We start from the raw sequence: 25,074 nt of genomic DNA, 5'->3' as shown, positions 1-25,074 counted from the left end.
CGCCGTCACGCGCCGTCGAGGCCGCTCTCGGCGAGTTCGCGCAGCGCATCCGTATCCAGCACGACGATGGCGCCGTGCTCGAGGCGAACCCAGTTGCGGCCGGCCCAGACGCGCAATTGCTTGTTGATGCTCTCGCGCGTCATGCCCACCATCTCGCTGATCTCCTGCTGCGTGATGGCGAGCGTGCCGCTGCCGGAGTCGAACTTGCGCTCCTCGGTGAGACCGAGCAGCGCGCTCGCGAGCCGCCCCGGCAGATTCTGCAGGATCACCTGCTCGACCTGCTGGCTGGTCCAGCGCAGCCGGGCGCAGAGCAGCTCGATGAACTTCATCGCCAGCGCCGGCTGGCTCTTCACGAACGGCAGGAAGTCCCGGCGGTCAATGACGTAGAGCTCGCAATTGGTGTTGGCGGTCGCATCGGCCGATCTCGGGGCGCCGTCGAGCACCGCGATCTCGCCGAAGATTTCCCCGGGACCGATCAGATTGAGAATGGCGTTGCGGCCGTCCGGCGAGGAGGAGGAAATCTTCACCGTCCCCGAGATCACCGCGAACAGATTATTGCCGGGATCGCCCTTTGCGGCGATCGTCGCGCCGCGCTTCACGGTGGTGTGCTTGGCGTAGCGACAAAGCTGATCGAGCGCTTCCGGCTCCAGATCCGCGAAGATCGGGTGCTTGCGCAGGACCGATAGCTTGTTGCCCGCCGAGTGTCGGGGGTCGCCGGTCTTGTCCTGAGGCACGCCGCGGGGCTCCTAAGACTGCGAGGCAGTGAGGTTCCTGCGTAGTCAACGTTATCAGGGTTTTCAACCGGAAAGCACCCGCTCGGTTTGAGACAAATGCCGCGAAAAAGCCGCGGTCGGGCCGAAAGCCCGCATCCGAAGGATGCGCCTGGACATTCCAATCGATGCAGAGTTGCAGGCGGCGCGAGCCGCGATTGCGTTGAGGCGCTGGCGAACAGCCGGGCCGGCCGGACGAGCGTCGGCCTGTTGGCAGGCCTTAGCGGACTACGATCTTGGGAGCTTCAGCGCCTGGAATCCGGGTCGAGCCGGACGGAGCTGGTTTGCCTATCGGCCCAAGCCAGGACAGCGGCAAACACCACGAAAATTGCGACGACGACAACGGTCACCAGCAACGCGTCAGCGGGCATTATTCCCTCCCCATAGTTTGCGGCATTATTTTGCTGCAGTCGGCCGGCGTCATTGATCGAGATCAAAAACGTCAGGGCGTTGCGGCGGAATGTCAGGCTGCTGCCATCGCCTCGGCGCGCGCGGGATCGAGCAGGCTGATACCGCCGTGAATGATCTCGATCACGCCGTGACGCTCCAGCTTGGTGAAGGTGCGACTAACGGTTTCGATGGTCAGGCCGAGATAGTCGGCGATGTCCTGACGGCTCATCGGAAGCGGAACCGTGTCGGACAGGCCCTTGCGCGCGACCAGCCGTTCACGCCAGCCGAGCAGGAAGGTCGCCACCTTCTCGTCGGCCGAACGGCGGCCCAGCAGCACCATATGATCGCGCGCCTGACTCAACTCGCGAATGGCCAGCTCGTTGATCCGCTTGAGCAGAAGCGGCCGGTCTTCGATGAAACGGCTGAACGGGGCTTTGGCGAACTGGCACACGGTCACGACACCGATCGCATCGGCCGAAAAATTGTGCCGGCCGGAAATGTTCATCCCCAGGAAATCGCCGGGCAAGGCGAAACCGACGATCTGCCGCCGCCCGTCCGGCAGCAGCTTGTACAGCCGCATGACGCCTTCGAGGACGTTGTAGAACGAGGTCGTGATGTCCTCTTCGGAGAAGACGGTCTCGCCCGAGTCGAAATGAACGCGGCGCCCGAGATGCTCGAACTCCCTGAGCTCGGCCGCATTCAGCGACGAACAAACCGCCGCACCGCGTACGGCACAATCGTTGCAATAATGTCCGTTCGGCTCAATCATGACCACGGAAGGCTTCATCCACCGCTCCCCGCGCCGGCTGCGCCCAGCCCCAGGCCGAGTCCACCGCGCGGCTTGGATTTTACTGCACTGCGCCAAAGCCAATTGACTCAGATCAAATTTGGGTGGCATCCCCGTCTTATTCTGCTCCAGCGTTCGACGGGATCACTTTTCCATGCTGCAAGGCGCCCTACGTCACAGCCTGATTGGGCTGCTTCTGATTACGCCTGCCCTGGCGGCGCCGACCGCCGAACAGCGTGGCAAGGCCTTTGCAAAGGCCAATTGCGCGCGCTGCCATGCCATTGACCGCGCTTCCCGCAGCCCGCTCGAGGGCGCTCCCCCGCTGCGCATGCTGCATCGGCGTTACCCGATCGAGACCCTGGGCGAGGCGCTGGCCGAGGGGATTTACACCGGTCACGCCGACATGCCGGCCTTCGAGCTCAATCCAGGCCAGATCCACGACCTTCTGTCCTACCTGAAAACGCTGGAATAGACCGCGCTATACCGCCTGCACGGTCCACCCGATCAGCTCCTTGGCGATGCGGGCAAAGGCCGCGTCGAAGGCGGCGACTGAAGCGGCGGGCTCGACCTTGTCGAGCTTCTCGCTGGTCTCGACCAGGCGCGAGGCGACCACCTTGCCGTTCTTGTCGACGATCCGCGCCGACAGTCCGATCTCGACCCTCGCCTCGCCCTCCGTGGCGATCCGAAAGCGCCGGATGTCGATCAGGAGCTGGTAATCCGCCTGACCGAGATCGCTCGCGCGCAACGGGGCGTGGGCGATGTCGTAATTCTCGAAACTGTCGATCAGGCGTGCCTGCACCAGTTTCGGAATGCTGTCGGCCCAGAGGAAGTCGGCAAAGCCCGGCCTGTCGCCGACGGGCGCGAACAGCATGCGCTGGGTCTGCAGCATTGCGACCGCGCTGGGCTCGGGGATGGCCAGTGACGCCGACAGCGTCTTGCCGGAGGGCCCTAGGTTCTGCGGCGTGTGCAGGTCGTAGGTGACCTTCTGCGCGGGAGCGCCGCCGCCGGTCATCTTCTCCAGGCCGGCCAGAATGCCGTCGACCTTGCCGGTGTTGCGCGCGAGCCCGTCGGAGAAGGTCTTGAAATTCGCGATGGTGTCCTTGAGCGGGCCGGAATTGTCCTGAAGCACCGTATCGACCCGCCGCAGCGCATCCCGCGCCGCCTGCGTCATGCTCTGGCCGGCGCCGGCCTCGGCGATCAGGGTCACGGGCTCGCCGGATTTGGCGACGATCACGCCGCCCTCCAACGTCACCACCGGCACGCCGGTCAGGCCCTGAAATTCGAGGCCGACCTTGGTATCGGAGCGGACCGGCGTGGTGGTCGCAACCGAAATCGTGGCATTGACGAAGCGCGGATTGTCCGGCGCGAGCCCGAGCTGCGTCACCTCACCGACGCGGATGCCGTTGAACAGCACGCCGGCGCCGACCAGCAGGCCTGGGACCGGCCCCTGGAATTGCACATGGTAGTTCGTGCGCGGTCCGATGCCGCCAGTGTTGCTCAGCCAATAAACGAAGCCGAACACCGCAAGGATCGCGGCCAGCACGAAACTGCCGATCAGCACGTAGGGAGCGCGGGTTTCCATGTCTCATCTCATCTCGTGTTGCAGCATCTGCGAGCGCTTGCCGTGGAAATAAGCGCGCACCCAGGGATGCTCGGATTGCAGCAATTCGCGCATCGGGCCGATCGCCACGATCTTGCCGTCGGCGAGCGCGGCGACGCGGTCGCAGACCGTGGTCAGGCTCGCAAGATCGTGGGTCACCATGAACACGGTCAGCCCCAGCGTCTTTTGCAGCGTCTTGATCAGCGCATCGAAATCGCCGGCGGCGATCGGATCGAGGCCGGAAGTCGGCTCGTCCAGGAACAGGATCGGCGGATCGAGCGCGAGCGCGCGGGCCAGCGCCACGCGCTTGGTCATGCCGCCGGACAGCTCCGCCGGATATTTGTCGGCGTCCTGGGCACGCAAGCCGACCATTTCGAGCTTGGCGATCGCGATTTCGTCCATCAGCTCCTGCGACAGGACCAGATTTTCGCGCAAGGGAAACTGGACGTTCTGGCGGACCGTGAGCGAAGAGAACAGCGCGCCCTGCTGGAACAGGATGCCCCATGTCGTGGCTGCGCCTCGACCGTGCCCCCCGGTGGGTTGTCCCATAACTTCGATGGTCCCGCCCCGGCGCGGGATCAGGCCGATGATGGTCCGCATCAGCACCGACTTGCCGCCGCCGGACGCCCCGACCAGCCCAAGGATCTCGCCGCGGCGGACGTCGAGCGACAGATGGTCGAGCACCGTCTGGCGGCCAAAGCCGACCACGAGGTCACGGACGCGGATCGCGAACTGGTCTTGCGGCGCGTCCATCGTCACATTCCGATCGAGGCAAAGAAGACCGCAAACAGGCCGTCGAGCACGATCACCAGGAAGATCGATTTCACCACCGACGTCGTGGTCTGTCGCCCGAGCGACTCGGCGCTGCCCTTGACCCGCAGTCCCTCGCTGCAGGCCACGATCCCGATCACCAGCGCCATGAACGGCGCCTTCAAGATGCCCACCTCGAAATGCGTGACGGAGATGGCCTCGTGCAGCCGCGCCATATAGATCGCCGGTCCCATATCGCCATAGAATTGTGCGACGAGACCGCCGCCATAGAGCGCGGCAATCGATCCAATGAAAGTGAGAATGGGCAAGGCAATGACCAGGGCCGCAACGCGCGGCAGGATCAGGACCTCCACGGGATCGAGCCCCATGGTGGAGAGCGCGTCAATCTCCTCGCGCATCTTCATCGAGCCGAGCTCGGCAGTGTAGGCACTTCCCGACCGGCCGGCGACCATGATGGCGACGATCAGCACGCCGAGCTCACGCAGCACCAGGATGCCGACCATGTCGACAGTATACGATTCCGCGCCGAATCTGCGGAAATGGAAGAAGCCCTGCTGCGCGATGATGGCGCCGATCAGGAAGGTGATGAGCGCGACGATGGGAATCGCCTGCCACCCGATGCGGTAGAGCTGATAGACCAGCGAGGTCAGCCGCAGCGAACGCGGCCGGCGCAGTACACCGATCACCGCCATGAACAATGCGCCGAGCAACTCGAGGAAGATCGTGACGTCTTCGCGGGCGCCGACCGTGGATTTGCCGAGATCGCCGAGCCTCGCCAGCACCGGGTTGGGCGCAGCCGTGGGGGCCGGCGTGTGGCGGTTGACCTGGCGCACCTCATCCATCAACCCGCTGAAATGATCGGCGACGCCGACGAACTCAGCCGATCTTCCGGATGATGCGGCCCTGCGCGACAGCTTCTCGAGGACCCAGGCGCCGAGCGTGTCGAGCGCACTGACGCCCGACATGTCCAGGGTGACGACGCGCGAGCGATCGACGTCGGCTCCGACCGACCGGGACAATGTCTCGAGCGTCACCACATTCGCGGCGGTCCAGGGCCCTTCGGGACGCAGGTTCAGCACGTCGCCGGACGGCGTCGCGAGCAACAGCGGTTCGTGGTTCACGCTTCCACCTCGTCGGGACAGTCGGTCCCCATTCAGACGGCATTTCTAGGCCAGCATATGGCGGCCGGCTTGACCTGTCTCAAGAGCCGAACTGCCCTGCCGATTGACGCAAATCAAGCGTGATCGCGTACGCGGGCCCTAGGCTTGCGTCCGTTCAATGGGGATATCAGGTCCATGTTCGACCGTGACAGGATGAGCGAAGAATTGCGCACGCTGAAGGTTGATGTGACGCGCTTGCTGAGCACCGCCGGCGAGGAGATGTTCGAGAGCTCGAAAGATCGCGCCGAGGCGCTCGCCGATCAGATCAGGGCTGCGCTCGCTGAACTCGGCGAGACCGTCGAGGAAGAGCAGGAGCAGCTTCGGGGCCTCATTGCGGACCGTCCTATCGCATCGCTCGCCTCCGCCTTCGCGCTCGGCGTGGTCGTCGGCTTCATGCTGAGGAGACACTAGGTGAATACCGAGAACGTGGTCAAACATCTGCGCGTGCTGTGGCGCACCGACAGGATCATCGCGGACATCAGGCTGCGTCATCTGCTGATAGGCCTCGGCCTGCGCGCCTTCGCGGCACTGATTGCGGCGTTCGGGCTTCTGATGCTGGAGCTGTCGGCCTATTTCGCGCTGGTCCAGATCTGGAGTGCGATTGCCGCGGCAGCCATCCTCGGTGCCGTCAATTTCGCCATCGCGGCTGCCATCTTCGTCATCGCCGGCCGCGCTCCGTCCGGCCGGGACATTGAGCTCGCCGGCGAAATCCACGACGCCTCCATCGAAGCCCTTCAGCTCGAGGCGCGCGCACTCCAGGCCCAGGTGTCGGGCGCGGTGCATCATCCGCTCAGCACGATCGTGCCGGTGCTGGTGCCGCTGATCGCGATCATCGTGAAGAATTTGCGATCGACGGCCGGAACGTCGGCCAAGACATCAGCCAAGACATCCGCCGCCGCAGGTTCGGCCGAAGCGCGCTCCTGAGGGGTGCGCTCAGAGCTTCAACTTGACGTCGCAGATGTCGGGTTCGGCCGGGTCCGGCTTGACCTCGAAGCCGAGGTTTCGGCACATTTCGAGCATCACGGTGTTCTCCTGGAGCACGTCGCCCGAAATGACCTTCAGCCCTTCCGACCTGGCATAGTCGATGATGAGCTGCATCAGGGCCCAGCCGAGCCCCCTGCCCTTCAGGTCGGACCGCAGCAGGATCGCATATTCACCGCTTTCGTAGATCGAATCCGAATGGAGCCGGACCACGCCGACCATCTCGCCGGTGGCCTCGTCGAATGCAATGAAGGCCATTGCGCGCGCATAGTCGAGCTGGGTCAGGCGCGCGATGAACTCGTGGGTAAACTCCTTCATCGGCGCGAAGAACCGCAGGCGAAGGTCGTGCGGCGTGACGTGGCGCAGGAATTCGTGGATGGTCGGCTCATCCTCCGGGCGCATGGGCCGCACGAAGATGCGCCAGTCGTCCTTGAGCTTGAGGCGGCGCTCCCATTGTGACGGATAAGCGCGAACGGCGAAATTGGCCGGGCCGGAGCCGACGAACTTCCGTTGCGGCGGGCCGACCGCGACGCGGGCATCCACCGCAGTCACGCCGGTTTCGTCCGCCAGCAACGGATTGATGTCGAATTCCCGGATCTCGGGAATATCGGCGGCCATCTGCGCCAGCTTGACCAGCACCATGGCGACCGCGTCTTGCTTCACCGCTGGCACATCACGATAGGCCTTCAGCAGCCGCGACACGCGCGTGCGGTCGATCAAATCGCGGGCGAGCTGCAAATCCAGCGGCGGCAGCGCGAGCGCCTTGTCGTTGATGATCTCGACCGCCGTGCCGCCACGACCGAACACCACGACCGTGCCGAAAGTGGGATCGTCCGCGAGGCCCAGGATCAGCTCGCGCGCCTTCGCCTTGACGATCATGGCCTGGACGATGACGCCGCCGATGCGGGCCTCGGGCCGCAGCCTTCTCGCCCGGGCGAGAATATCGGAGGTGGCCGCACGCACGGCCTCCGGCGTTGTCAGATTGAGCACGACACCGCCGACATCGGATTTGTGGACGATGTCCCGCGACATGATCTTCAACACGACAGTGCCGCCCTGTGCGAAGATTTCCTTGGCATAGGCTACCGCCTGCTCGACATCGGCTGCGGCATAAGTCGGCACCATCGTGATGTCATAGGCTTCGAGCAGATGCTTGATCTCGACCGGCTCGAGCCATTGGCGGCCGTCCGCGATCGCGGCGGTGACGATCCGCCGCGCCCCTTGAGCGTCCGGAACGAATGTGTCGGGCATCGCGGGTGGAACCTGACTCAGCTCCTCCACCACTTCCCGGTGCCGGACCAGATGCATGAAGCCGCGCACGGCGTCGTCCTCGGTCGGATAGTTCGGCACACCGGCGCTGGAAAGCGCCTGAATGATGTCCTGATCGGCGCCGACCCAGGCCGCCAGCACCGGCTTGGCCCATCGGCGGTGCTCCTTCCGATATTTGCCGACGAGCTCCGTCACGGTCGCAGCGATCTCGGCCGCCGAGGCGATCGCAGTTTGCACGTTGAGAACCAGAACCGCGTCATTGTCGCGATCGGCTAGCAGCAGCTCCAGCGCCGTCGCATAGCGCGCGGCGTCGGCGTCGCCGACGATGTCGACAGGATTTGCACCGGACCAGGTCGGCGGCAACACAGCATCCAGCTTCTTACGCGTCTCCACCGAGATGGTCGCCGGAATTCCGCCGAGTTCGACCAGTCGATCGACGGCGAGCACGCCGATGCCGCCGCCATTGGTCAGGATGGCGAGGCGCTTTCCGGTCGGCGATTCGACGCGCCCGAGTGTCTCGGCACAATCGAACAGCTCACGCAGATCGGAGACCCGCAGGACGCCCGCGCGGCGGAACGCCGCGTCGTAGACCGCGTCAGCGCCGGCGAGCGCGCCGGTATGCGTGGCAGCCGCCTTCGCGCCCTGCGCCATGCGGCCGGACTTCACCACGACGACCGGCTTCACGCGCGCGGCGGCGCGCGCCGCCGACATGAACTTGCGCGCGTCCTTGATGGACTCGATGTAAAGCAGGATCGCGCGCGTCTTGTGGTCCATCGCGAAATAGTCGAGCAGATCGGCAATATCGACGTCGATCTGATCACCGATCGAGACGATGCCGGAGAAGCCGACGCCGCGTTGCGCGGCCCAATCGACCATGCCGGCAGCGATCGCACCCGATTGCGAGATCAGCGCGAGGCTGCCCGCCCCCGGCATATGCGCGGCAAAGCTGGCATTCAGGCTGACGCCGGGCATCATGATGCCGAGACAGTTCGGTCCGATCAGCCGCATGCCGTATTTGCGGGCTGCCGTGCTGGCGGCCTCGTGCAGAGATCCCGGTCCGTGGCCGAGCCCGGCCGAAACGATCAAGGCGCCCGCCGATCCGCGACGCCCGGCTTGGTCGATGATACCTGGAATCTCACGCGCAGGCGCGGTGATGACCACGAGCTCGGGCACGAAGTCCAAAGCGTCCATGCTCTTCACCGCGGCGATGCCGCCGATTTCGGCATGACGTGGATTGACGAGGCCAAATCGCCCCTTGAATTCGGCCTTGCGAATGTTCTCGAGAACGGCGCGTCCCACCGAGACCGGACGGGCGCTCGCGCCGACGAGCGCAACTGAACGCGGCGCCAGAAGATTATTCAGACGATAAGTTGACATGAAAGCAAATGCGCCCGGTCGGCGACGGTTCCGATTGTTGACGATCAGGCTGGACGAATGGCGAGCCTAGTGCGAGATCATAACCCAGCATGGTGGCTCGCCAATGACGGTCGTTGTCACACCGCCCCAGACGATCTCGTTCAGGCGCGAATGATGATAGGCGCCCATCACGATGGCGTCCATGCCATGGGAATTCGCCCAATTTCCCAAGACCTTGCCGATCGAGCTGCCGCGGCTCTTCGCCGCTTCGAACGAGGCATGGACACCGTGTTCCCTCAGATGATCGACCAGAGCGGTTCCGGATTGCACGATCGCGTCGGTCTTCTCATCCGCCACGGTCACCACGCGAACAGAGGCCGCCGCCTGCAGGACCGGCAACGCGTCGCCGACCGCACGTGCCGCACGCGCGGAGTGATCCCAGGCGATCATAACCTTCTCGAATTTTGGGCGCAGCTCTCCTGCGAGATGTTCCGGACAGAGCAGGAGCGGCCGGCCGGATCCGAACAGCAAGGCATCAACGATGCTCTCCGTTCGACTGTCATGCGGCTTCACGGGGAGCAGCGTGAGATCGCTGAAACGAGCGTGTTCGGCAAGGATGGCCGGGATCTGGTCCGCCGGCACCTTGCCCGTTCGGCTCTGGGCGCGAATGTCGGCGCGTGATGTCGCATTGGTGAATGCGTTCAGGAGCTGCTGCACGTCGCTCATTTCGCGCAAACTGCCGGGCTCCGCAGACTCGCGATCGTAGGGCAGCATCACCTTCGGCCGCTCGTAAACCTCTTCCTCGAGCGCGAGCGCGGTGATCCTGGCGCCGAGATCGGCAGCAACGGCCACGCATTTCTCGATCGCAGCCAGGGCCGGCCCGCGCGGCTGGCCGACAAGCGGCAGAAAGACGTCCTTGATGGGCATCGGGATTCTCCTTGGCCGCCACAATAGGCCGGCTTTGGTCGAGACCCTTGATCCTCGTCAACCCAAGGGAACTCAGTCCGGCCCGTATAGCGTTGACCGGCGTCAAGGACTGGCCGCACTGCTATTCTATGGATAATTCAGTCGGAGCGGTTCGCCCTGGAGAAGCTCATGCGTGCGATGGTGTTGCCGGCCGCACGAACGCGGCTCCAGATGGAGGAGCGGCCCGACCCGATCCCCGGCGAGGGGCAGCTCCGGGTGAAGATCAGCGCCTGCGGGGTCTGCCGGACCGATCTTCACCTCGTCGACGCCGAATTGCCCGAAATTCGCTATCCGATCGTGCCTGGTCACGAGATCGTCGGTCGGGTCGATCTCGTGGGCCCGAATGTCGCAACGCATGTGCCCGGTGATCGGGTCGGCATTCCCTGGCTCGGCTTTACCTGCGGACATTGTCGCTTCTGCCGGGATGGCACGGAAAACCTGTGTGACGCCCCGCTATTCACCGGATATACGCGCGATGGCGGCTATGCGACCCACACCATCGCCGACGCACGCTACGCCTTTCCCCTTGGTGAGGACGGCAACGACGAGGAGATCGCGCCTCTGCTATGCGCGGGGCTGATCGGCTGGCGCTCGCTGGTGCTGGCCGGCCCTGCCGAACGGCTCGGCCTCTATGGTTTCGGCGCGGCCGGCCACATCATTGCGCAGGTCGCGCGCTGGCAGGGACGATCCGTCCACGCATTCACGCGACGCGGCGACGCCGCTGCGCAAGATCTTGCACGTCGTCTCGGCGCGGTCTGGGCGGGAGCATCTGACGAGGTGCCAGACGAGCCGCTCGACGCCGCCATCATCTACGCACCATCAGGCGAGCTCGTCCCGGCTGCGCTACGCGCGGTCCGCAAAGGCGGGCGCGTCGTATGCGCGGGCATCCACATGACCGACATTCCAAGCTTTCCCTATGATCTGCTCTGGCAGGAACGGCAGCTGGTGTCGGTCGCCAATCTCACCCGACAGGATGGCCTCGATTTCCTCAAGATCGCGCCGCAAGCTGGCGTTCGCACCGAAACGACGGCATTTCCACTCGAGCAGGCCAACGAAGTTCTGACCATGCTGCGGGCTGGCCAGATTCTCGGCGCGGCCGTGCTGACGCCCTGATGGTGCTCCGGATGTCCGTTTCCATGAAGGACGACATGGCAGCCCAGGAGCGGATCTTCCGGACGCTGACCGACCATCCCGGCGTGACGCGGATCGACACGCATGGCGCCTCGGTGTTCCTCGACGGGAGGCGCGCGTTGAAGATCAAGCGCGCCGTCCGATATCCCTTTCTCGATTATTCGACACTCGATAAGCGCAAGGCGGCGTGCGAGGAGGAGATCAGGATCAACCGGCCGCTGGCGCCGCAGATCTATCATCGCGTCGTGGCGATCACGGAAGAGCCGGATGGATCGGTGCAAGTCGGCGGCGCCGGCCGGCCGATCGAGTATGCGGTGGACATGTCGCGCTTCGACGAAAGCAGAACGCTGGATCATCTGGCAAAGGCCGGGCCGCTGGATGCAAAGCTCGCCTCGGCTGCCGCCGATGCGGTCGTGGCTTCCCATGGCGCAGCCACAAGCGCGGATGCCATAGCATGGGTCTCCTCCATCCCCGCCCTGATCGACGGCAACGGTCACGGCCTGCGGGCCGGCGGCCATCTCGACGCGGGAGACATCCACAAGCTCAGCCGAGCCTCGCACGAGGCCTATTTGCGCCTCCGCCCCCTGCTCGCGGAGCGCGGCCGGAAAGGTTTCGTGCGCCGCTGTCATGGCGATCTGCATCTCGCAAACATCGTCCTGATCGATGACCGTCCCGTGCTGTTCGACGCCATCGAGTTCGATGCGCAGATGGCGACCGTCGACGTGCTCTACGATCTCGCATTCACGCTGATGGACCTGTTGCACCACGATCAGCCACGCGCGGCCAACATCGTCCTGAACCGCTATCTCGCCGCGACGCCCGCCGATAATTTCGACGCGCTCTCGGCCCTGCCGCTGTTCATGTCCGTCAGGGCGGCGATCCGCGCCCAGGTGGCCCTGACACGGCTGAGGCCGCCGCATTCCGACGACCCCAGCATTCTCGAGCAGGCACGGCGCTATTTTGACCTCGCCAGGATGCTGATCCATCCTGCCGCTCCGCGCCTGATTGCCGTCGGCGGATTGTCAGGCACCGGCAAGACCGTTCTGGCGCAAGCGCTGGCGCCCAGCATCGCACCGCCGCCCGGAGCCGTGTTGCTGCGCAGCGACATCGTCCGCAAGCAGATGTTCGGGGTCGAGGACACCCACCGCCTGCCGCCCTCCGCCTACACGCCGGAGCATGCAGCCCGCGTCTACGACACGCTGGCTCAGCTCGCCCGGCGGGTGCTGGCGCAAGGCCATTCGGCGATCATTGACGGCGTATTTGCCCGCGAGGACGAACGAAACGCGATCGCCGCACTGGCGCGCGAGTGCAACGTGTCGATGGACGGCCTGTTTCTGGTTGCAGATCTTGCCACCCGGCAGACGCGGATCGGAAGCCGCCGGGGAGACGCATCCGACGCCACGCAAGAGGTTGCCGCGCTGCAGGAGCACTATAATATCGGCCATGTCGGTTGGGCGACCATCGATGCATCCGGGACGCAAGAGCAGACGCTCCAGAACTGCCGGAACGCGATCGAAGGCAAACAAGGCAATCTGATTGGCGCGGGCAAAGATGGCGCGACCTAGCACGACCTCGACGGCCGCTCGCGTCGCGCCGGCGGCACGTCGCAATGCCCTGCCCGGCCGCCTTAGTCCAGGCATGGCCTGCGACACGGCGTTCCGGATCATCGCGCGCCGTCACCTCGCTGCCGTCCTCGCCCAACATGACGGCACCTGCCGCGGCGATCCCGACGCGCTGCATCAGATCCGGATCGCACTGACGCATCTGCGCACCGCCATCCGCTTCTTCTCGCCGATGATCGACGACGCTCTGCGGCCGACTATCTGGACCGAGCTGAAATGGCTGAACAGCCAGCTCGGCATGGTGCGGGACCTCGATGTGGCGATCGAGCGGGTCGTCGCCGAGAGCGGCGACGAGCTCGCCGTGATCGCCGAGCTTCAGCACTGGGACGAAAAACGCACCGAGAGCCACCGCGAGCTGGCGCGTGCACTGCAATCCCCGCGGTATCGCCGCCTTGTCGAGCAGACCTCGGCCTGGATCGAGAGCGGCCCCTGGTCGACCCGGCGCAACAAGGAGGCCATCCGGTTGCGCCGCTGCACGCTCGCTGACCATGCAGCGCAGCGGCTGGCGGAGTGGGAAACGACGCTGCTCAAGAAGGCGCGAAAGCTCCGCAAGCTCGACGTCGAGAAACGCCACAAGCTGCGGCTTCTCAACAAGCGGATGACCTATTCGATCGAGTCGCTCCAGGACCTGTTCGCCGATGAATCACTGACGAAACAGAAATCCATCCTCAAGAAATTGCGCCAGGCGCAACGGTCACTCGGACAATTGAACGACGATGCGCGGGGACAAGCGCTGGCGGCGTCATTGGATGGCGCCGGCCAAGAAGCCGGCGCTCGCTTCCTCAACCGCAAGCGGGAGAAGAAGCTGTTGCGGAAGGCGTCAGCCGCCTACCGCAAACTGGACAAGGCCAAACCCTTCCGCTCCTCGGATCTCGCGCCAAGGTCCGAGCCGGAGGCTTAGGTGTGGACGTAGTCCCCCGGCGCATCGGGCAGTCCCGGAGCGTCTCCAACTCCGGTTTGCGGCGGACCGCAGGGCGCGCCGGAACGCGCCGCTAGCCAATTGGCCCATTCCGGCCACCACGAGCCCTCGACGTGCGGAGCCAGCTTCAGCCATTCGTCCGGACCAACATAGGGCGCATCGGCAGGCTTGGTCAGCACCTGATAGCTGTGGCCGGGCTCCTCTGGAGGTGCAACGACACCGGCATTGTGGCCGCCGCTGGTCAACAGGAACGTCACGTCGGCATCGACCTGATAGTGGATCTTGTAGACGGATCGCCACGGCGCCACGTGATCGGCGAGCGTGCCGACCACGAACATCGGCGCGTGAATATCGGACAGCGAAACGCTCCTGCCGTCGACCTGATAGCGTCCGCCGGCCAGATCGTTGTCGAGGAACAACTTGCGCAGATATTCCGAATGCATCCGATAGGGCAGCCGGGTTGCGTCGGCGTTCCAGGCCATCAGGTCGCTCGGCGGCGCGCTCTCGCCCATCAGATAGTCGTGTGACAGACGCGACCAGATCAACTCGTTGGAACGCAGCAGCTGAAAGGCGCCGGCCATCTGCGTCGTGTCGAGATAGCCTCGCTGCCACATCACGTCTTCGAGAAAGGCGACCTGGCTCTCGTTGATGAAGAGCGTCAGCTCCCCAGCCTCGGTGAAATCGGTCTGGGCCGCAAGGAGCGTGACGGTGCCGAGGCGGTTGTCGCCGTCGCGTTCCATCGCCGCCGCGGCGATCGACAGCAGCGTGCCGCCCAGACAATAGCCGAGCGCATGCATCTTCCGCCCCGGCATGATCAGGCCGATCATGTCCAGCGCCGCCATGACGCCCAGCTTGCGATAGTCGTCAAAGGCGAGATCCCTATCCCTCGCATCCGGATTGCGCCAGGAGATCGCGAACACGGTGAACCCTTGACCGGTCAGATATTTGACCAGCGAGTTCTGCGGCGAGAGATCGAGAATGTAGTACTTCATGATCCAGGCCGGCACGATCAGGATCGGCTCGGGCCTCACCTGTGCGGTGGTCGGGTGGTACTGGATCAGCTCGATCAGCTCGTTGCGGTAGACGACCTTGCCCGGTGAAACCGCCACGGTCTTGCCGACCACGAACCGCCCGTCCTCCGCCAGCTTCGAGTTGGAGAGCAGGCGCATCAGATCGCTGCACCAGTTCTGCCAGCCAAAGACGAAATTCTCGCCGCCGCTCTGGAACGCCTTCTCCAGCACCTTCGGATTGGTCGCCGCGAAATTCGAGGGGGCCAGCATGTCGAGCATCTGGCGCATCGAGAACTCGACGATGGCCTCATTGGCGTGCGACACGCCCCGCACGCCCGTCGCGGCATCGCGCCACCAGCGTTCTGCGAGCAAGAACCCCTGCGCCAGCAGATTGAACGGCGCAGTCTCCCATTGTGGTCCACTGAAACGGCGATCCCGCGCCTGCGGCCGGATCACGGACCACGGCCTTTGCTCCGGCGACGCCGCGTGCGCGGCGGCTTCCGCCAGCCGCCCGGTGTCGCGCAGGACGGTGCGGGAAATCTCCATCTGGCGTTGCGGCGCCGCAGCGAGATGCGAGCTCCAGTCGAGCCAGGCAAGCGACAAGGCCAGCGGCGAAATACCGCCGGTAAACCGTGCCAGCATGGCGTGAAACGCGCGATCGAATGGATATGGCTCGGATTCTGGCAGAGAATCGGCGGCAATCGTCTTTTCCGCGAGCTTTTCGGCGCTCACCGTCGAAGCTCCGGGAGCAGCGGCGGGACTGAGCGGGAGGGCCTGCACCGCCGGCTCATCGGCCCGTGGATAAATCTTCACGACGCTCATGGCTCAATGATCCGAAGGGCTGCGGTTTGATGTCGGCGGAAGGATATGGCCAGTCTTCGCAACAGCGTTGAGCTGCATCAAACCGGCGGGCGGATCACAATTGCTTCATCGATGCGGACGGGTTCGTCCCATTGACCTGAGTCAAGCCGCAGCCCGGCGTCCGGGCTAGTTTTCGCGCATCGAAATTTGACAAGCCAGCGGAGTCTTCCATGCGCGCCCACCAGATCATGACCCGGTCGGTCATCTCGGTTACCCCCGACACCAGCATCGTCGAGGCGGCGAATATCATGCTGAAGCGGCATGTCAGCGGCCTCACGGTGGTCGACGAGACCGGCAAGCTGGTCGGCGTCGTCTCCGAAGGGGATTTCATCCGCCGCAGCGAAATCGGCACCGGGCGCAAGCGCGGACGCTGGCTGCGGTTCATCCTGGGGCCGGGCAAATCCGCCAGCGATTTCGTCCACGAGCACGGCCGCAAGGTCTCGGAAGTGATGACCGACACGCCCATCACCATCACGGAGGATATGGCGCTCGCCGAGATCGTCGACCTCATGGAACGCAACAACGTGAAGCGGCTGCCCGTGGTGCGTGGCGACAAGGTCGTCGGCATCGTATCGCGAGCCAACCTGCTGCAGGCCGTGGCGGGGCTCGCCCGCGAGGTGCCGGATCCGACGGCGGACGACGATCACATTCGCAGCCGTATCATCGAGACCATGGAGAAGAACGACTGGTGCCCGTTCGGGCTGAACGTCATCGTCCGTGACGGCATCGTTCACCTCAGCGGCGTCATCAGCGAAGAGCGCACACGGCAGGCGGCGATCGTCGCCGCCGAGAACGTCGAAGGCGTGAAGAAGGTGCACGACCATCTGTGCTGGGTCGACACCATGTCGGGCATCTATCTGAACTCGCCCGAGGACGACGAGCTCGCCAAGGCCAGTTGACAAGGCCAGTTGACAAGCCAGCTGACAAGGCGAGCTGAGCCTGCGCGATTCAGCGTGGAACGACGGCGGTGGCTTCGATTTCGACGCGCGCCGCCTTCTCCACGAGGCGGACCACCTGAACCAGCGCCATCGCAGGATAGTGGGCTCCGAAGACGTCGCGATAGACCCTGCCCAGTTCCTTCAGATTGGCCAGGTACTCGTCCATGTCGACGACGTACCAGGTCAGGCGCACGAGGTGCTCGGGCCGCGCGCCGGCTTCGGCCAGGATCGCCGCGATGTTGCTCAAGGTCTGGCGCACCTGCGCAACAAAGCCGTCGGCGAGACGCTCCTCAGCGTCCCAGCCGATCACCCCGCCGGTGACGACGATGCGCCCTTCGGCGGCCATGCCGTTGGCATAGCCCTTCGGCATCGGCCATCCCGACGGCTGGAGCACCTGCACCCGCGAACGGGTGCCATCCTCGGCGGCTGTCGGCAGCACCGCGAGCTGCGGGCCTTTCGGCGTCGTCACGGACAATTCGTCATCCTTTTCTCATTCCGCCGCGACGCCTGAGGACGTCACGGCAGCTTGCGCCAGTTGCCGCAGGGCAAAGCGCTTCACTTTTCCAGTCTCGGTCTTCGGCAGTTGCGTCACGAACTCGATCGCCCGAGGATACTTATATGGCGCGATCTCGCGTTTGACATGCTCCTGCAACTCGGCCACGAGCTGAGCATCCGGCGTTACGCCGGGTGCAGCGACGACATAGGCCTTCACGATCATGCCGCGCGCCTCGTCCGGGGCGCCGACCACACCGCACTCGGCGACCGCCGGATGCGTGAGCAGGGCCGCCTCGACGTCGGTGCCTGCGATGTTGTAGCCGGACGACACGATCATGTCGTCGGAGCGGGACTGGTACCAGAAATAGCCGTCGCTATCCATCAGATAGGTGTCGCCGGTGATGTTCCAGCCGTTCTGGACGTACTTGCGCTGCCGCTCGTCGGCGAGATAGCGGCAACCGGTCGGCCCGCGCACCGCAAGCTTGCCCATCGTGCCCGGCGGCACGTCATGGCCATCATCATCGACGATCTTGGCCTCGTAGCCAGGCACGGGCTTTCCGGTGGCACCGGGACGGATCTCATTCTCGGTCGCGCTAATGAAGATGTGCAGCAGCTCGGTCGAGCCGATCCCGTCCATCAGCTTGATGCCAGTGGCCTTGAGCCAGGCGTCGAAGGTCGGCTTGGGCAGAGTCTCGCCGGCCGAGACGCATTTGCGCAGCGAGGAAATGTCGCGCCCGGCGAGCTTGCCGATCATGGCGCGATACGCCGTGGGCGCGGTGAAACAGACCGTGATCTTGTACTGCTCGATCGCCGTCAGGATGTCGTCGGGCGTCGTCTTCTCCAGCACCACGAAAGAGGCGCCGATGTGCATCGGAAACAGCACGCCGCCGAAGCCGAAGGTGAACGCGAGCGGCGCCGAGCCGACGAAGCGATCCGTCTGCTCGGCCCGCAAGATGTTGCGCGCATAGCCGTCGCAGACCGCGAGCATGTCGCGGTGGAAATGCATCGTGCCCTTGGGATCGCCTGTCGTGCCGGAGGTAAAGGCGATCAGGCAGACATCGTCGGAGGCGGTATCGACGGCCCTGAACTCCGCGCTCGCGTCGGCGATGAGCGCTTCGAGCGAGTCCGGGGCGCCGTTGCCCCAATAAACGATACGTCTGAGAGCGGGCGCCGCAGCCCTCGCCTTCTCCATTTCCTCGGCGAGCTTGCCGTCGCACAGCGCCAGCGCAATCTCCGCCTTCTGGATCGGATAGGACAGCTCCTTGGCACGGAGCAAAGGCATCGTCGCCACGACTATGCCGCCGGCCTTGATCACCGCGAGATAGGTCGCAACCATCATCGGGTTGTTGGCGGAGCGCAGCAGCACCCGCCCGCCGGGGACGAGACCGAGCTTGCCGACCAGCACATTGGCGATACGGTTCACGAGCGCCTGCAGCTCGCGATAGGTGTAGCTGACGGCGGGGCTGATGACGCAGGGCGCATCACCATGGCCCTGCTCGACCCAACGGTCGAGGAAGTAACTGACGCAATTCAATCGTGGCGGATAGTTCAGCTCCGGTCGCGTGAAGATGAATTCGGGCCAGAGCTCGCGCGGCGGCAGATGCTGCTGCGCAAACGTATCGACATGGGCCGTGGCGGCGTTGCCGTCATGCGAGCCCGTCACTTGAACCTTGGCGGCGTTGGCCATCGCACGCTCCTTTCAGCATGGATTGCACCCGGCAGCACGATCTGGAAAACATTTTAGGCTTAAAACAATTCGGCGCAATAGCGGATTTTGGGCATCCCGTGCTTTTTCCTGCGGCAAAAGGGATTGGGCGGCCGGCCTGCGCCTACGGCCGGCGGCGCGCGGCCGATTTCTGCGCCGACGCCTTGGTCTTGGCGAGCAGCCGCATCAATTCGCGGACGTCCTTCGGCGAGAGCTCAGCGAACAGATCGGCGATCCAGGTCTCATGTTCCGCAGCCATGCGGCGGAACTCGGCGCGACCAAGTTTTGTGAGACGGATCACCTGGACACGGCGGTCCGTTTCGGAGGTGCGGCGGTCGAGATGACCGGACTCCACAAGGCGCTCGACAAGTCCGGTGACGTTACCGTTCGACACCATCATGCGCTTGGAGACATCGGACAGCGTCATACCGTCGGGCGCCTTGTCGAGCTGCGCCATCAGATCGAACCGGGGCAGCGTGACGTCGAAGCGCTGCCGCAACCGGCCGCGGACCTCGCCCTCGATCAGCGTCGTGCAGGTCAAAAGGCGCAACCACAGCCGCAGCTCGTCGGCGTGGTCTTCCGGCGTTTCGACGGCCTTGGTCTCGGAATCGAGCATCTCGATGCAGTCACTCTCGGCGGGCATTGGCGCCGGCACGGACTCCCCAACATTTTGAGCTTCAAGTAAATCGGAGCCGGCCGCAAGTCCAAAGCTGCAACAATCGACCGCACGTCAACTTCTTTAGGCTTCAAATAATTGGCGCGCCGCTTGCATGCCGCTGCTCGCAGGATGGCGATAGTTTGAGCGCTGCTTGCCGCGGCAGCCGTCATCGGCATAAGCTTGGATTGAAGTACGCGGCTTGCAGCGCAAGCCTTGATGTCACGGGGACAGATCATGAAGACGCAATTGACCTTGGCCGCAGCCTTGCTGGCCGGCACCGCCCTCAATCCAGCCGTGGCGCAGGAGAAGATCAAGCTGGGCGTGGTGGTGACCCTGTCGGGACCCGCCGCTGCGCTTGGTCAACAGGTTCGGGACGGCTTTGCGCTCGCGGTGAAGGATCTCGGCGGCAAGATGGGCGGCCGCGATGTCGAGGTGATCGTTGCGGATGACGAGCTGAAGCCGGATGCGGCGGTGACCAAGGTCAAGGGCCTGCTCGAGCGCGACAAGGTCGACTTCGTGATCGGCCCGATCTTCTCCAACATCCTGCAGGCGATCCACCGGCCCATCACGGAATCGAAAACCTTCCTGATCAGCCCCAATGCCGGCCCGTCGACGTTCGCCGGCAAGGATTGCAACCCGTTCTTCTATGTGACCTCGTACCAGAACGACCAGGTGCACGAGATCCTCGGCAAGGTCGCGCAGGATCGCGGCTACAAGCGCATGTACCTGATGGTGCCGAACTATCAGGCCGGCAAGGATTCGGTGGCGGGCTTCAAGCTCGACTACAAGGGCGAGATCGTCGAGGAATCCTACATGCCGCTGAACACGCTGGATTTCCAGCCGGAGCTGTCCAAGATTTCCTCACAGAAGCCCGATGCGCTCTTCACGTTCATGCCCGGCGGCCTCGGCGTCAATCTCGTCAAGCAGTACCGGCAGGCCGGCCTTGCCGACAGCATTCCGGTGCTCTCGGCGTTCACGGTGGATGAATCGACCTTGCCGGCGCAGCAAGACGCGGCGGTCGGCATGTTCGGCGGCGCGAACTGGGCGCCCAATCTCGACAATCCCCAGAACAAGAAATTCGTCGCGTCCTACGAGGCCACCTATAACGTCGTACCCGGCACCTACGCCTTCCAGGCCTATGACGCCGCGATGCTGATCGACAGCGCGGTCAAGGCCGTGAAGGGCGATCTGTCGAACAAGGATGCCGTTCGGGCGGCGCTGAAGAAGGCCGATTTCACCTCGCTGCGCGGCGCCTTCAAGTTCAACACCAACGGCTATCCGATCCAGAACTTCTATCTGACCAAGGTCGCCAAACGTCCGGACGGCAAGTTCCAGACCGAGATCGTGCAGAAGGTCTTCGAGAATTACGGCGACCGTTATGCCAAGGACTGCAAGGCGGCGAACTAAAGCATGGTCCGGAAAAGTGCGTAGCGGTTTTCCGAAAAGATCATGCTCGAACAATAGCCGCGCGTCGCGTTAAGGGAGGAGTGCTGCAATGAAGAGCGAAATCACCGGCATCACGCGGGCCAATGAGGGCATCCAGGGCATATCCTGGAATATTCTCGGCCAGACCTACGTGCCGAAGAGCTACGCAGAAAACAGCTTCTCCTGGCATGCGACGCTGCCGCCGGGCACGTTCGTCCCGCCCCACATCCATCCCGACCAGGATGAGTATCTCTACATGCTCGAGGGCAAGCTCGACTTTGTGCTCGGCAATTCCGAGGCGCAGGCCACCGCCGGCGATCTGATCCGGCTCGGCATGGGCGTGCCGCACGGCATCTTCAACAAGTCGGAGCAGACCGCCAAGGTGCTGTTCTGGGTTTCCCCGAGCCGCAAGCTGTTCGACCTGTTCTGGGGCCTTCACAACATGAAGGAGCAGAAGCCGGAGGACGTGGTGGCGATGGCGGCCGAGTTCAACATCCACTTCCTGCCGCCGCCGCCCGGCGGTTAGCGCCAGGTTTCAGGCGCGCACCGCCGCAAGCCCAGGCACGGCGGCGAAACCGGCCTTGGTGGCATAGCCGCGCACGATGGCCTCGCGCTGGGAATAGCTCAGCACGTTGTCGACATTGTCGAATCCATCGGGGGCGAGCTGCTCGACGGCGTCGATGACGCCCTCGGGGCCACCGCGCCGGTTGGAGCGCACGATCTCGGCCGTCATGGGCAGGCGCTTCTTCTCATATTCGAGCAGCGCCTGGCGCGGATGCTCCGCGCGCACCAGCGCGTCGGCAAGGCAGCGCGCATCGAGGATCGCCTGCGAGGCGCCATTGGAGCCGACCGGATACATGGGGTGCGCAGCATCGCCGAGCAGCGTGACGCGTCCGGACGACCAATAGGGTAAGGGATCGCGGTCGCAGGTCGGATATTCGTAGAATTCGGGCGTCGCCGCGATCAGGCTCTTCACGTCGATATAGGGCACCGAGAAGCGCGCGACGTGCGGCATCAGCTCCTCGCGGCGGCCCGGTCGTGACCAGTCCTCCTTGCGCGGTGGCGGGGCGTTACCCTCCCCGACCTTCACCAGCACAGCCCAATTGGTCAGGCGGCTCGCCGGGCTCGATCCTTCCGCGATCGGATAGATCACCACCTTGGCATTGAGGCCGCCGGCCACGATCATCGATTTGCCGGTCAGGAACAGCGGCCAGTCGCGTGCGCCGCGCCACAGCATCAGGCCGTTCCAGCACGGCGGGCCTTCATTCGGGAACAGCGTCTCGCGAACGCGGGAATGAATGCCGTCGGCGCCGATCAGGATGTCGCCGCGCGCGGTGTGGACATGCGCCCCGGCGCGATCGAAGAAGTAAGCGGTGACACCGCCCTCGTCCTGGGTAAAGGCTCCCAGCCGGCAGCCGGTGTGGATGGCAGCAGCCCCAAGCCGCTCCTCGACCGCGCGGTGGATGACGCCCTGAAGGCGGCCGCGATGGATCGAGAATTGCGGCACGTCGTGGCCGGCATCGATCCCGCGGGCTTCGCGCCACACCTCCTGACCATGGCGGTTGAGATAATAGAGCTGGTCGGTGCGGATCGCGACGTCGTCGAGCTTCTGAAGGAGGCCGAGACCGGCGAGCTCGCGCATGGCATGCGGCAGCGTGTTGATGCCGACCCCAAGCTCGCGAATGGTGTCGGCCTGCTCGAAAATCTCGCAGTCCAGGCCGCGCGAGCGGAACATCAATGCCGTGGTGAGACCACCGATACCGCCACCGACGATAATCGCCTTCATCGCCCTTACTCCACTCGAAACACAGGCAACGGGTTAACGTTGCACGGGCGGTCACTCCGCCGCAAGCGGCTTTGTCGCCTCCGCCTTGAGCTCGGCCCGGGTCTTGGGCTTAGCCTTAATTCGCAGCTCCTCGAGGTCCTGCCGATCGCGGACACTGTTGCGGAAAATCTGATCCTTTCCGGGCAGATATTGCGGCGGGCAGAACGCGTTCTCTGCCCCGTACCAGGCCGCCGCCTTCATGGTGAAGAACGGATCGACCAGATGCGGCCGGCCAAGGGCGATGAGGTCTGCCCGGCCGGCAGCCAGGATCGTATTGGCCTGGTCCGCCGTCGTGATGTTGCCGACGCACATCGTTGCAACACGCGCCTCGTTGCGAACCTGATCGGAAAACGGCGTCTGGAACATGCGGCCGTAGACCGGCTGCGCATCGCGCACGGTCTGTCCGGTCGAGACGTCAACGAGATCAACGCCGGCCTCGGCGAAGGCGCGCGCGATGGCGACGGCGTCGTCACCGGTGATGCCCCCATCGGCCCAGTCGGTCGCGGAGATGCGCACCGACATCGGCTTGTGCGATGGCCAGACCGCGCGGAGCGCCTCGAAGATCTCGAGCGGGAACCGCAGGCGGTTTTCCAGCGAGCCGCCATATTCGTCCGTGCGTGTGTTCGTCAGCGGCGAGATGAAGCTCGCGAGCAGATAGCCGTGGGCGCAATGCAGCTCGAGCATGTCGAAGCCGCAGCGCTCGCCGCGCTCGGCCGCCGCAATGAAGGCGTCCCTCACCGCCTTCATGCCGGCGCGGTCGAGTTCGCGCGGCACCTGGCTATCGGGAAAATAGGGCAGCGGCGATGCTGAGACCACGTCCCAGCCGCCCTCCTCCAGGGGACGGTCCATCCCGTCCCACATCAGCCTGGTCGCGCCCTTGCGGCCGGCGTGGCCGAGTTGCAGGCAGATCTTTGCAGCCGAATTGGCGTGGACGAAATCCACGATACGCCGCCAGGCGGCTTCCTGCTCGTCGTTCCACAATCCGGCGCAGCCGGGCGTGATGCGGGCATCGCGGCTGACGCAGGTCATCTCGGTGAAGATCAGGCCTGCGCCACCGATCGCACGCGAGCCGTAGTGGACGAGGTGGAAATCAGTGGGCACGCCCTCCTTGGCCGAGTACATGCACATCGGCGACATCACGGCGCGATTGGCGATCTCCATCTCGCGCAGCCGGAACGGCTGGAACAACGGCACCGCCGGCTTTTTGGTGTCGACGTCAAAGCCGCTGTCGCGAACCTGTCTGGCAAACGACTTCTCGACCTCAGCCACGAAATCGGGCGCGCGAAGCCTGAGATTGTCGTAGGTGATCGCCTTGGAGCGCGTCATCACGCCGAAGGCAAACTGCACGGGGTCGAAATTCCAGAAGCGGTCGACGTGCTCGAACCAGACCAGCGACACGTCGGCGGCGTGCTGGGTCTTCTCGACCTCCTCGCGGCGGCCGTGCTCGTAAATGTCAAGCGCGGCCTGGATGTCCGGAGCTTTCTCCATCGCCTCGGCCAAGGCGATGGCATCTTCCATCGCGAGCTTGGTGCCGGAGCCGATCGAGAAATGCGCGCTCGCCTTGGCATCGCCAAGCAGCACCATGTTGTCCTTGACCCAGCGCTTGCTGCGGATCATCGGGAAATTGCGCCACATCGAGCGATTGGTGAGCAGCTTGTGCCCATCGAGGAACCAGCCAAAGATCTCGGCCATCCGCGCGGAGGACTGCGTCTCGTCCAATCCTGTCAGGCCGGCCCGCTCGAACGTCTCAGGATCGGTCTCGAAGATCCAGGTCGAGTGTCCGGCCTCATACTGATAGGCGTGGGCGATGAACGGGCCCCACTCGGTCTCCTGGAAGATGAACGTGAAGGCATCGAGCGGCCTGGTCGAGCCCATCCAGGCGAACTTGTTGGTACGCAGATCGACTTCCGGCTCGAAATGATCGACATATTTCTCGCGGAAGCGGCTGTTGATGCCGTCGGCGATCAGCACCAGGTCGGCATCGGCGAAGCGAGCTTCGTCCTCGATGTCCACCTCGAAGTGCAGAACGACCCCGAGCTCGCGCGCCCGCTCCTGCAGGATCAAAAGCAGCTTGCGTCGGGAGCAGCCGCAGAAGCCGTTGCCGCCGACCCGGTGCACGGTGCCGCGGAAATGCACGGCGATATCGTCCCAGTACGCGAACTCCTGGGTGATGCGGCGATAGCTCGGCAGATCGTGCTTTTCGAAATTGTCCAGCGTGGCATCCGAGAACACCACACCGAAGCCGAACGTGTCGTCGGCCCGGTTGCGCTCGTACACCGCGATCTCGGCGCTCGGGCGCTGTTTCTTGAGCAGGATCGCAGCATAGAGACCCGCAGGTCCGCCACCGATGATCGCGAATTTCATGGGAGCCTCGCCAATTCACCCGGCCATGGAAACTATTTTAAGCCTAAAATAATTTCGCGCAAGCCCCCGTT

General features: G+C 64.3%; 22 protein-coding genes. 9 read left to right on the top strand and 13 right to left on the bottom strand.

Annotation, left to right across the window (positions count from 1 at the left end; genetic code table 11):
* Positions 1–5: 5 nt before the first annotated feature.
* Together D6B98_RS04515 and D6B98_RS04510 are read right to left on the bottom strand one after the other, a co-directional pair.
* On the bottom strand, positions 6–734 hold the full coding sequence (locus D6B98_RS04515) for a Crp/Fnr family transcriptional regulator (RefSeq protein WP_126255692.1): 729 nt from the start codon (positions 732–734) through the stop codon (positions 6–8).
* Positions 735–1,233: 499 nt separating this feature from the next.
* Positions 1,234–1,947, bottom strand: a complete 714-nt coding sequence (locus D6B98_RS04510; RefSeq protein ID WP_126255898.1) for a helix-turn-helix domain-containing protein — start codon at positions 1,945–1,947, stop codon at positions 1,234–1,236.
* A gap of 154 nt (positions 1,948–2,101) precedes the next feature.
* Between D6B98_RS04510 and D6B98_RS04505 the strand changes: the two genes are divergently transcribed.
* Positions 2,102–2,419, top strand: a complete 318-nt coding sequence (locus D6B98_RS04505) for a c-type cytochrome (protein WP_126255691.1) — start codon at positions 2,102–2,104, stop codon at positions 2,417–2,419.
* A 6-nt stretch (positions 2,420–2,425) separates the two neighbouring features.
* On the opposite strand, the gene D6B98_RS04500 is transcribed toward D6B98_RS04505, so the two are convergent.
* From D6B98_RS04500 to D6B98_RS04490, 3 genes are read right to left on the bottom strand one after another with little or no spacing between them, the layout of a single operon-like run.
* Positions 2,426–3,529: an ABC-type transport auxiliary lipoprotein family protein gene (locus tag D6B98_RS04500; protein WP_126255690.1), complete on the bottom strand. Its 1,104-nt coding sequence runs from the start codon at positions 3,527–3,529 to the stop codon at positions 2,426–2,428.
* Between the two features lie 3 nt (positions 3,530–3,532).
* Entirely contained in the window at positions 3,533–4,300 is a 768-nt protein-coding gene (locus D6B98_RS04495) for an ABC transporter ATP-binding protein (RefSeq protein ID WP_164718375.1), read from the bottom strand.
* A gap of 2 nt (positions 4,301–4,302) precedes the next feature.
* The gene (locus tag D6B98_RS04490) at positions 4,303–5,439 is read right to left on the bottom strand and encodes an ABC transporter permease (RefSeq protein WP_126255688.1); all 1,137 of its coding nucleotides are present in this window, start codon (positions 5,437–5,439) and stop codon (positions 4,303–4,305) included.
* 174 nt (positions 5,440–5,613) lie between these two features.
* Between D6B98_RS04490 and D6B98_RS04485 the strand changes: the two genes are divergently transcribed.
* Together D6B98_RS04485 and D6B98_RS04480 are read left to right on the top strand one after the other, a co-directional pair.
* Positions 5,614–5,889, top strand: a complete 276-nt coding sequence (locus D6B98_RS04485) for a hypothetical protein (protein WP_126255687.1) — start codon at positions 5,614–5,616, stop codon at positions 5,887–5,889.
* On the top strand, positions 5,890–6,402 hold the full coding sequence (locus tag D6B98_RS04480) for a phage holin family protein (RefSeq protein ID WP_126255686.1): 513 nt from the start codon (positions 5,890–5,892) through the stop codon (positions 6,400–6,402).
* A 9-nt stretch (positions 6,403–6,411) separates the two neighbouring features.
* On the opposite strand, the gene D6B98_RS04475 is transcribed toward D6B98_RS04480, so the two are convergent.
* Positions 6,412–9,105 (bottom strand): bifunctional acetate--CoA ligase family protein/GNAT family N-acetyltransferase, encoded by a 2,694-nt coding sequence (locus D6B98_RS04475; RefSeq protein ID WP_126255685.1) that lies wholly within the window; start codon positions 9,103–9,105, stop codon positions 6,412–6,414.
* Positions 9,106–9,171: 66 nt separating this feature from the next.
* Positions 9,172–10,011 carry a universal stress protein gene (locus D6B98_RS04470; RefSeq protein WP_126255684.1) on the bottom strand — a complete coding sequence of 280 codons (840 nt, stop codon included), beginning with the start codon at positions 10,009–10,011 and terminating at the stop codon, positions 9,172–9,174.
* Positions 10,012–10,179: 168 nt separating this feature from the next.
* Here D6B98_RS04470 and D6B98_RS04465 point away from each other — a divergent pair, with 168 nt between their 5' ends.
* Genes D6B98_RS04465 through D6B98_RS04455 form a run of 3 tightly spaced genes read left to right on the top strand, consistent with a single transcriptional unit; the run spans position 10,180 to position 13,704 of the window.
* Positions 10,180–11,163: a zinc-dependent alcohol dehydrogenase family protein gene (locus tag D6B98_RS04465; RefSeq protein ID WP_126255683.1), complete on the top strand. Its 984-nt coding sequence runs from the start codon at positions 10,180–10,182 to the stop codon at positions 11,161–11,163.
* Between the two features lie 23 nt (positions 11,164–11,186).
* A complete protein-coding gene (locus D6B98_RS04460; RefSeq protein WP_126255897.1) occupies positions 11,187–12,746 on the top strand; it encodes a bifunctional aminoglycoside phosphotransferase/ATP-binding protein in 1,560 nt (519 codons plus the stop codon).
* On the top strand, positions 12,733–13,704 hold the full coding sequence (locus D6B98_RS04455) for a CHAD domain-containing protein (RefSeq protein WP_126255682.1): 972 nt from the start codon (positions 12,733–12,735) through the stop codon (positions 13,702–13,704). The genes D6B98_RS04460 and D6B98_RS04455 overlap by 14 nt, the downstream gene beginning before the upstream one ends.
* On the opposite strand, the gene D6B98_RS04450 is transcribed toward D6B98_RS04455, so the two are convergent.
* Positions 13,701–15,554 carry a PHA/PHB synthase family protein gene (locus D6B98_RS04450; RefSeq protein ID WP_126255681.1) on the bottom strand — a complete coding sequence of 618 codons (1,854 nt, stop codon included), beginning with the start codon at positions 15,552–15,554 and terminating at the stop codon, positions 13,701–13,703. The genes D6B98_RS04455 and D6B98_RS04450 overlap by 4 nt on opposite strands.
* A gap of 209 nt (positions 15,555–15,763) precedes the next feature.
* Between D6B98_RS04450 and D6B98_RS04445 the strand changes: the two genes are divergently transcribed.
* The gene (locus D6B98_RS04445; protein ID WP_126255680.1) at positions 15,764–16,492 is read left to right on the top strand and encodes a CBS domain-containing protein; all 729 of its coding nucleotides are present in this window, start codon (positions 15,764–15,766) and stop codon (positions 16,490–16,492) included.
* Positions 16,493–16,541: 49 nt separating this feature from the next.
* Here D6B98_RS04445 and D6B98_RS04440 read toward each other — a convergent pair whose 3' ends face one another.
* From D6B98_RS04440 to D6B98_RS04430, 3 genes are all read right to left on the bottom strand, one after another.
* On the bottom strand, positions 16,542–17,000 hold the full coding sequence (locus D6B98_RS04440; RefSeq protein WP_126255679.1) for a RidA family protein: 459 nt from the start codon (positions 16,998–17,000) through the stop codon (positions 16,542–16,544).
* Positions 17,001–17,021: 21 nt separating this feature from the next.
* A complete protein-coding gene (locus D6B98_RS04435) occupies positions 17,022–18,713 on the bottom strand; it encodes a benzoate-CoA ligase family protein (RefSeq protein ID WP_126255678.1) in 1,692 nt (563 codons plus the stop codon).
* 142 nt (positions 18,714–18,855) lie between these two features.
* The gene (locus tag D6B98_RS04430) at positions 18,856–19,374 is read right to left on the bottom strand and encodes a MarR family winged helix-turn-helix transcriptional regulator (RefSeq protein ID WP_164718374.1); all 519 of its coding nucleotides are present in this window, start codon (positions 19,372–19,374) and stop codon (positions 18,856–18,858) included.
* Between the two features lie 249 nt (positions 19,375–19,623).
* Between D6B98_RS04430 and D6B98_RS04425 the strand changes: the two genes are divergently transcribed.
* Together D6B98_RS04425 and D6B98_RS04420 are read left to right on the top strand one after the other, a co-directional pair.
* A complete protein-coding gene (locus tag D6B98_RS04425; protein WP_126255677.1) occupies positions 19,624–20,796 on the top strand; it encodes an ABC transporter substrate-binding protein in 1,173 nt (390 codons plus the stop codon).
* A gap of 88 nt (positions 20,797–20,884) precedes the next feature.
* Positions 20,885–21,340, top strand: coding sequence for a cupin domain-containing protein (locus tag D6B98_RS04420; protein WP_018643141.1), 456 nt, complete (start codon positions 20,885–20,887; stop codon positions 21,338–21,340).
* A gap of 9 nt (positions 21,341–21,349) precedes the next feature.
* On the opposite strand, the gene D6B98_RS04415 is transcribed toward D6B98_RS04420, so the two are convergent.
* Together D6B98_RS04415 and D6B98_RS04410 are read right to left on the bottom strand one after the other, a co-directional pair.
* Positions 21,350–22,600 carry a flavin-dependent oxidoreductase gene (locus tag D6B98_RS04415; RefSeq protein WP_126255676.1) on the bottom strand — a complete coding sequence of 417 codons (1,251 nt, stop codon included), beginning with the start codon at positions 22,598–22,600 and terminating at the stop codon, positions 21,350–21,352.
* A 51-nt stretch (positions 22,601–22,651) separates the two neighbouring features.
* Positions 22,652–25,003 (bottom strand): bifunctional salicylyl-CoA 5-hydroxylase/oxidoreductase, encoded by a 2,352-nt coding sequence (locus tag D6B98_RS04410; RefSeq protein ID WP_126255675.1) that lies wholly within the window; start codon positions 25,001–25,003, stop codon positions 22,652–22,654.
* Between the last annotated feature and the right edge of the window lie 71 nt (positions 25,004–25,074).

This window comes from Bradyrhizobium sp. LVM 105, from assembly GCF_003957705.1.
GTDB lineage: Bacteria > Pseudomonadota > Alphaproteobacteria > Rhizobiales > Xanthobacteraceae > Bradyrhizobium > Bradyrhizobium frederickii.
This window is presented reverse-complemented; position numbering and strand designations above follow the sequence as displayed.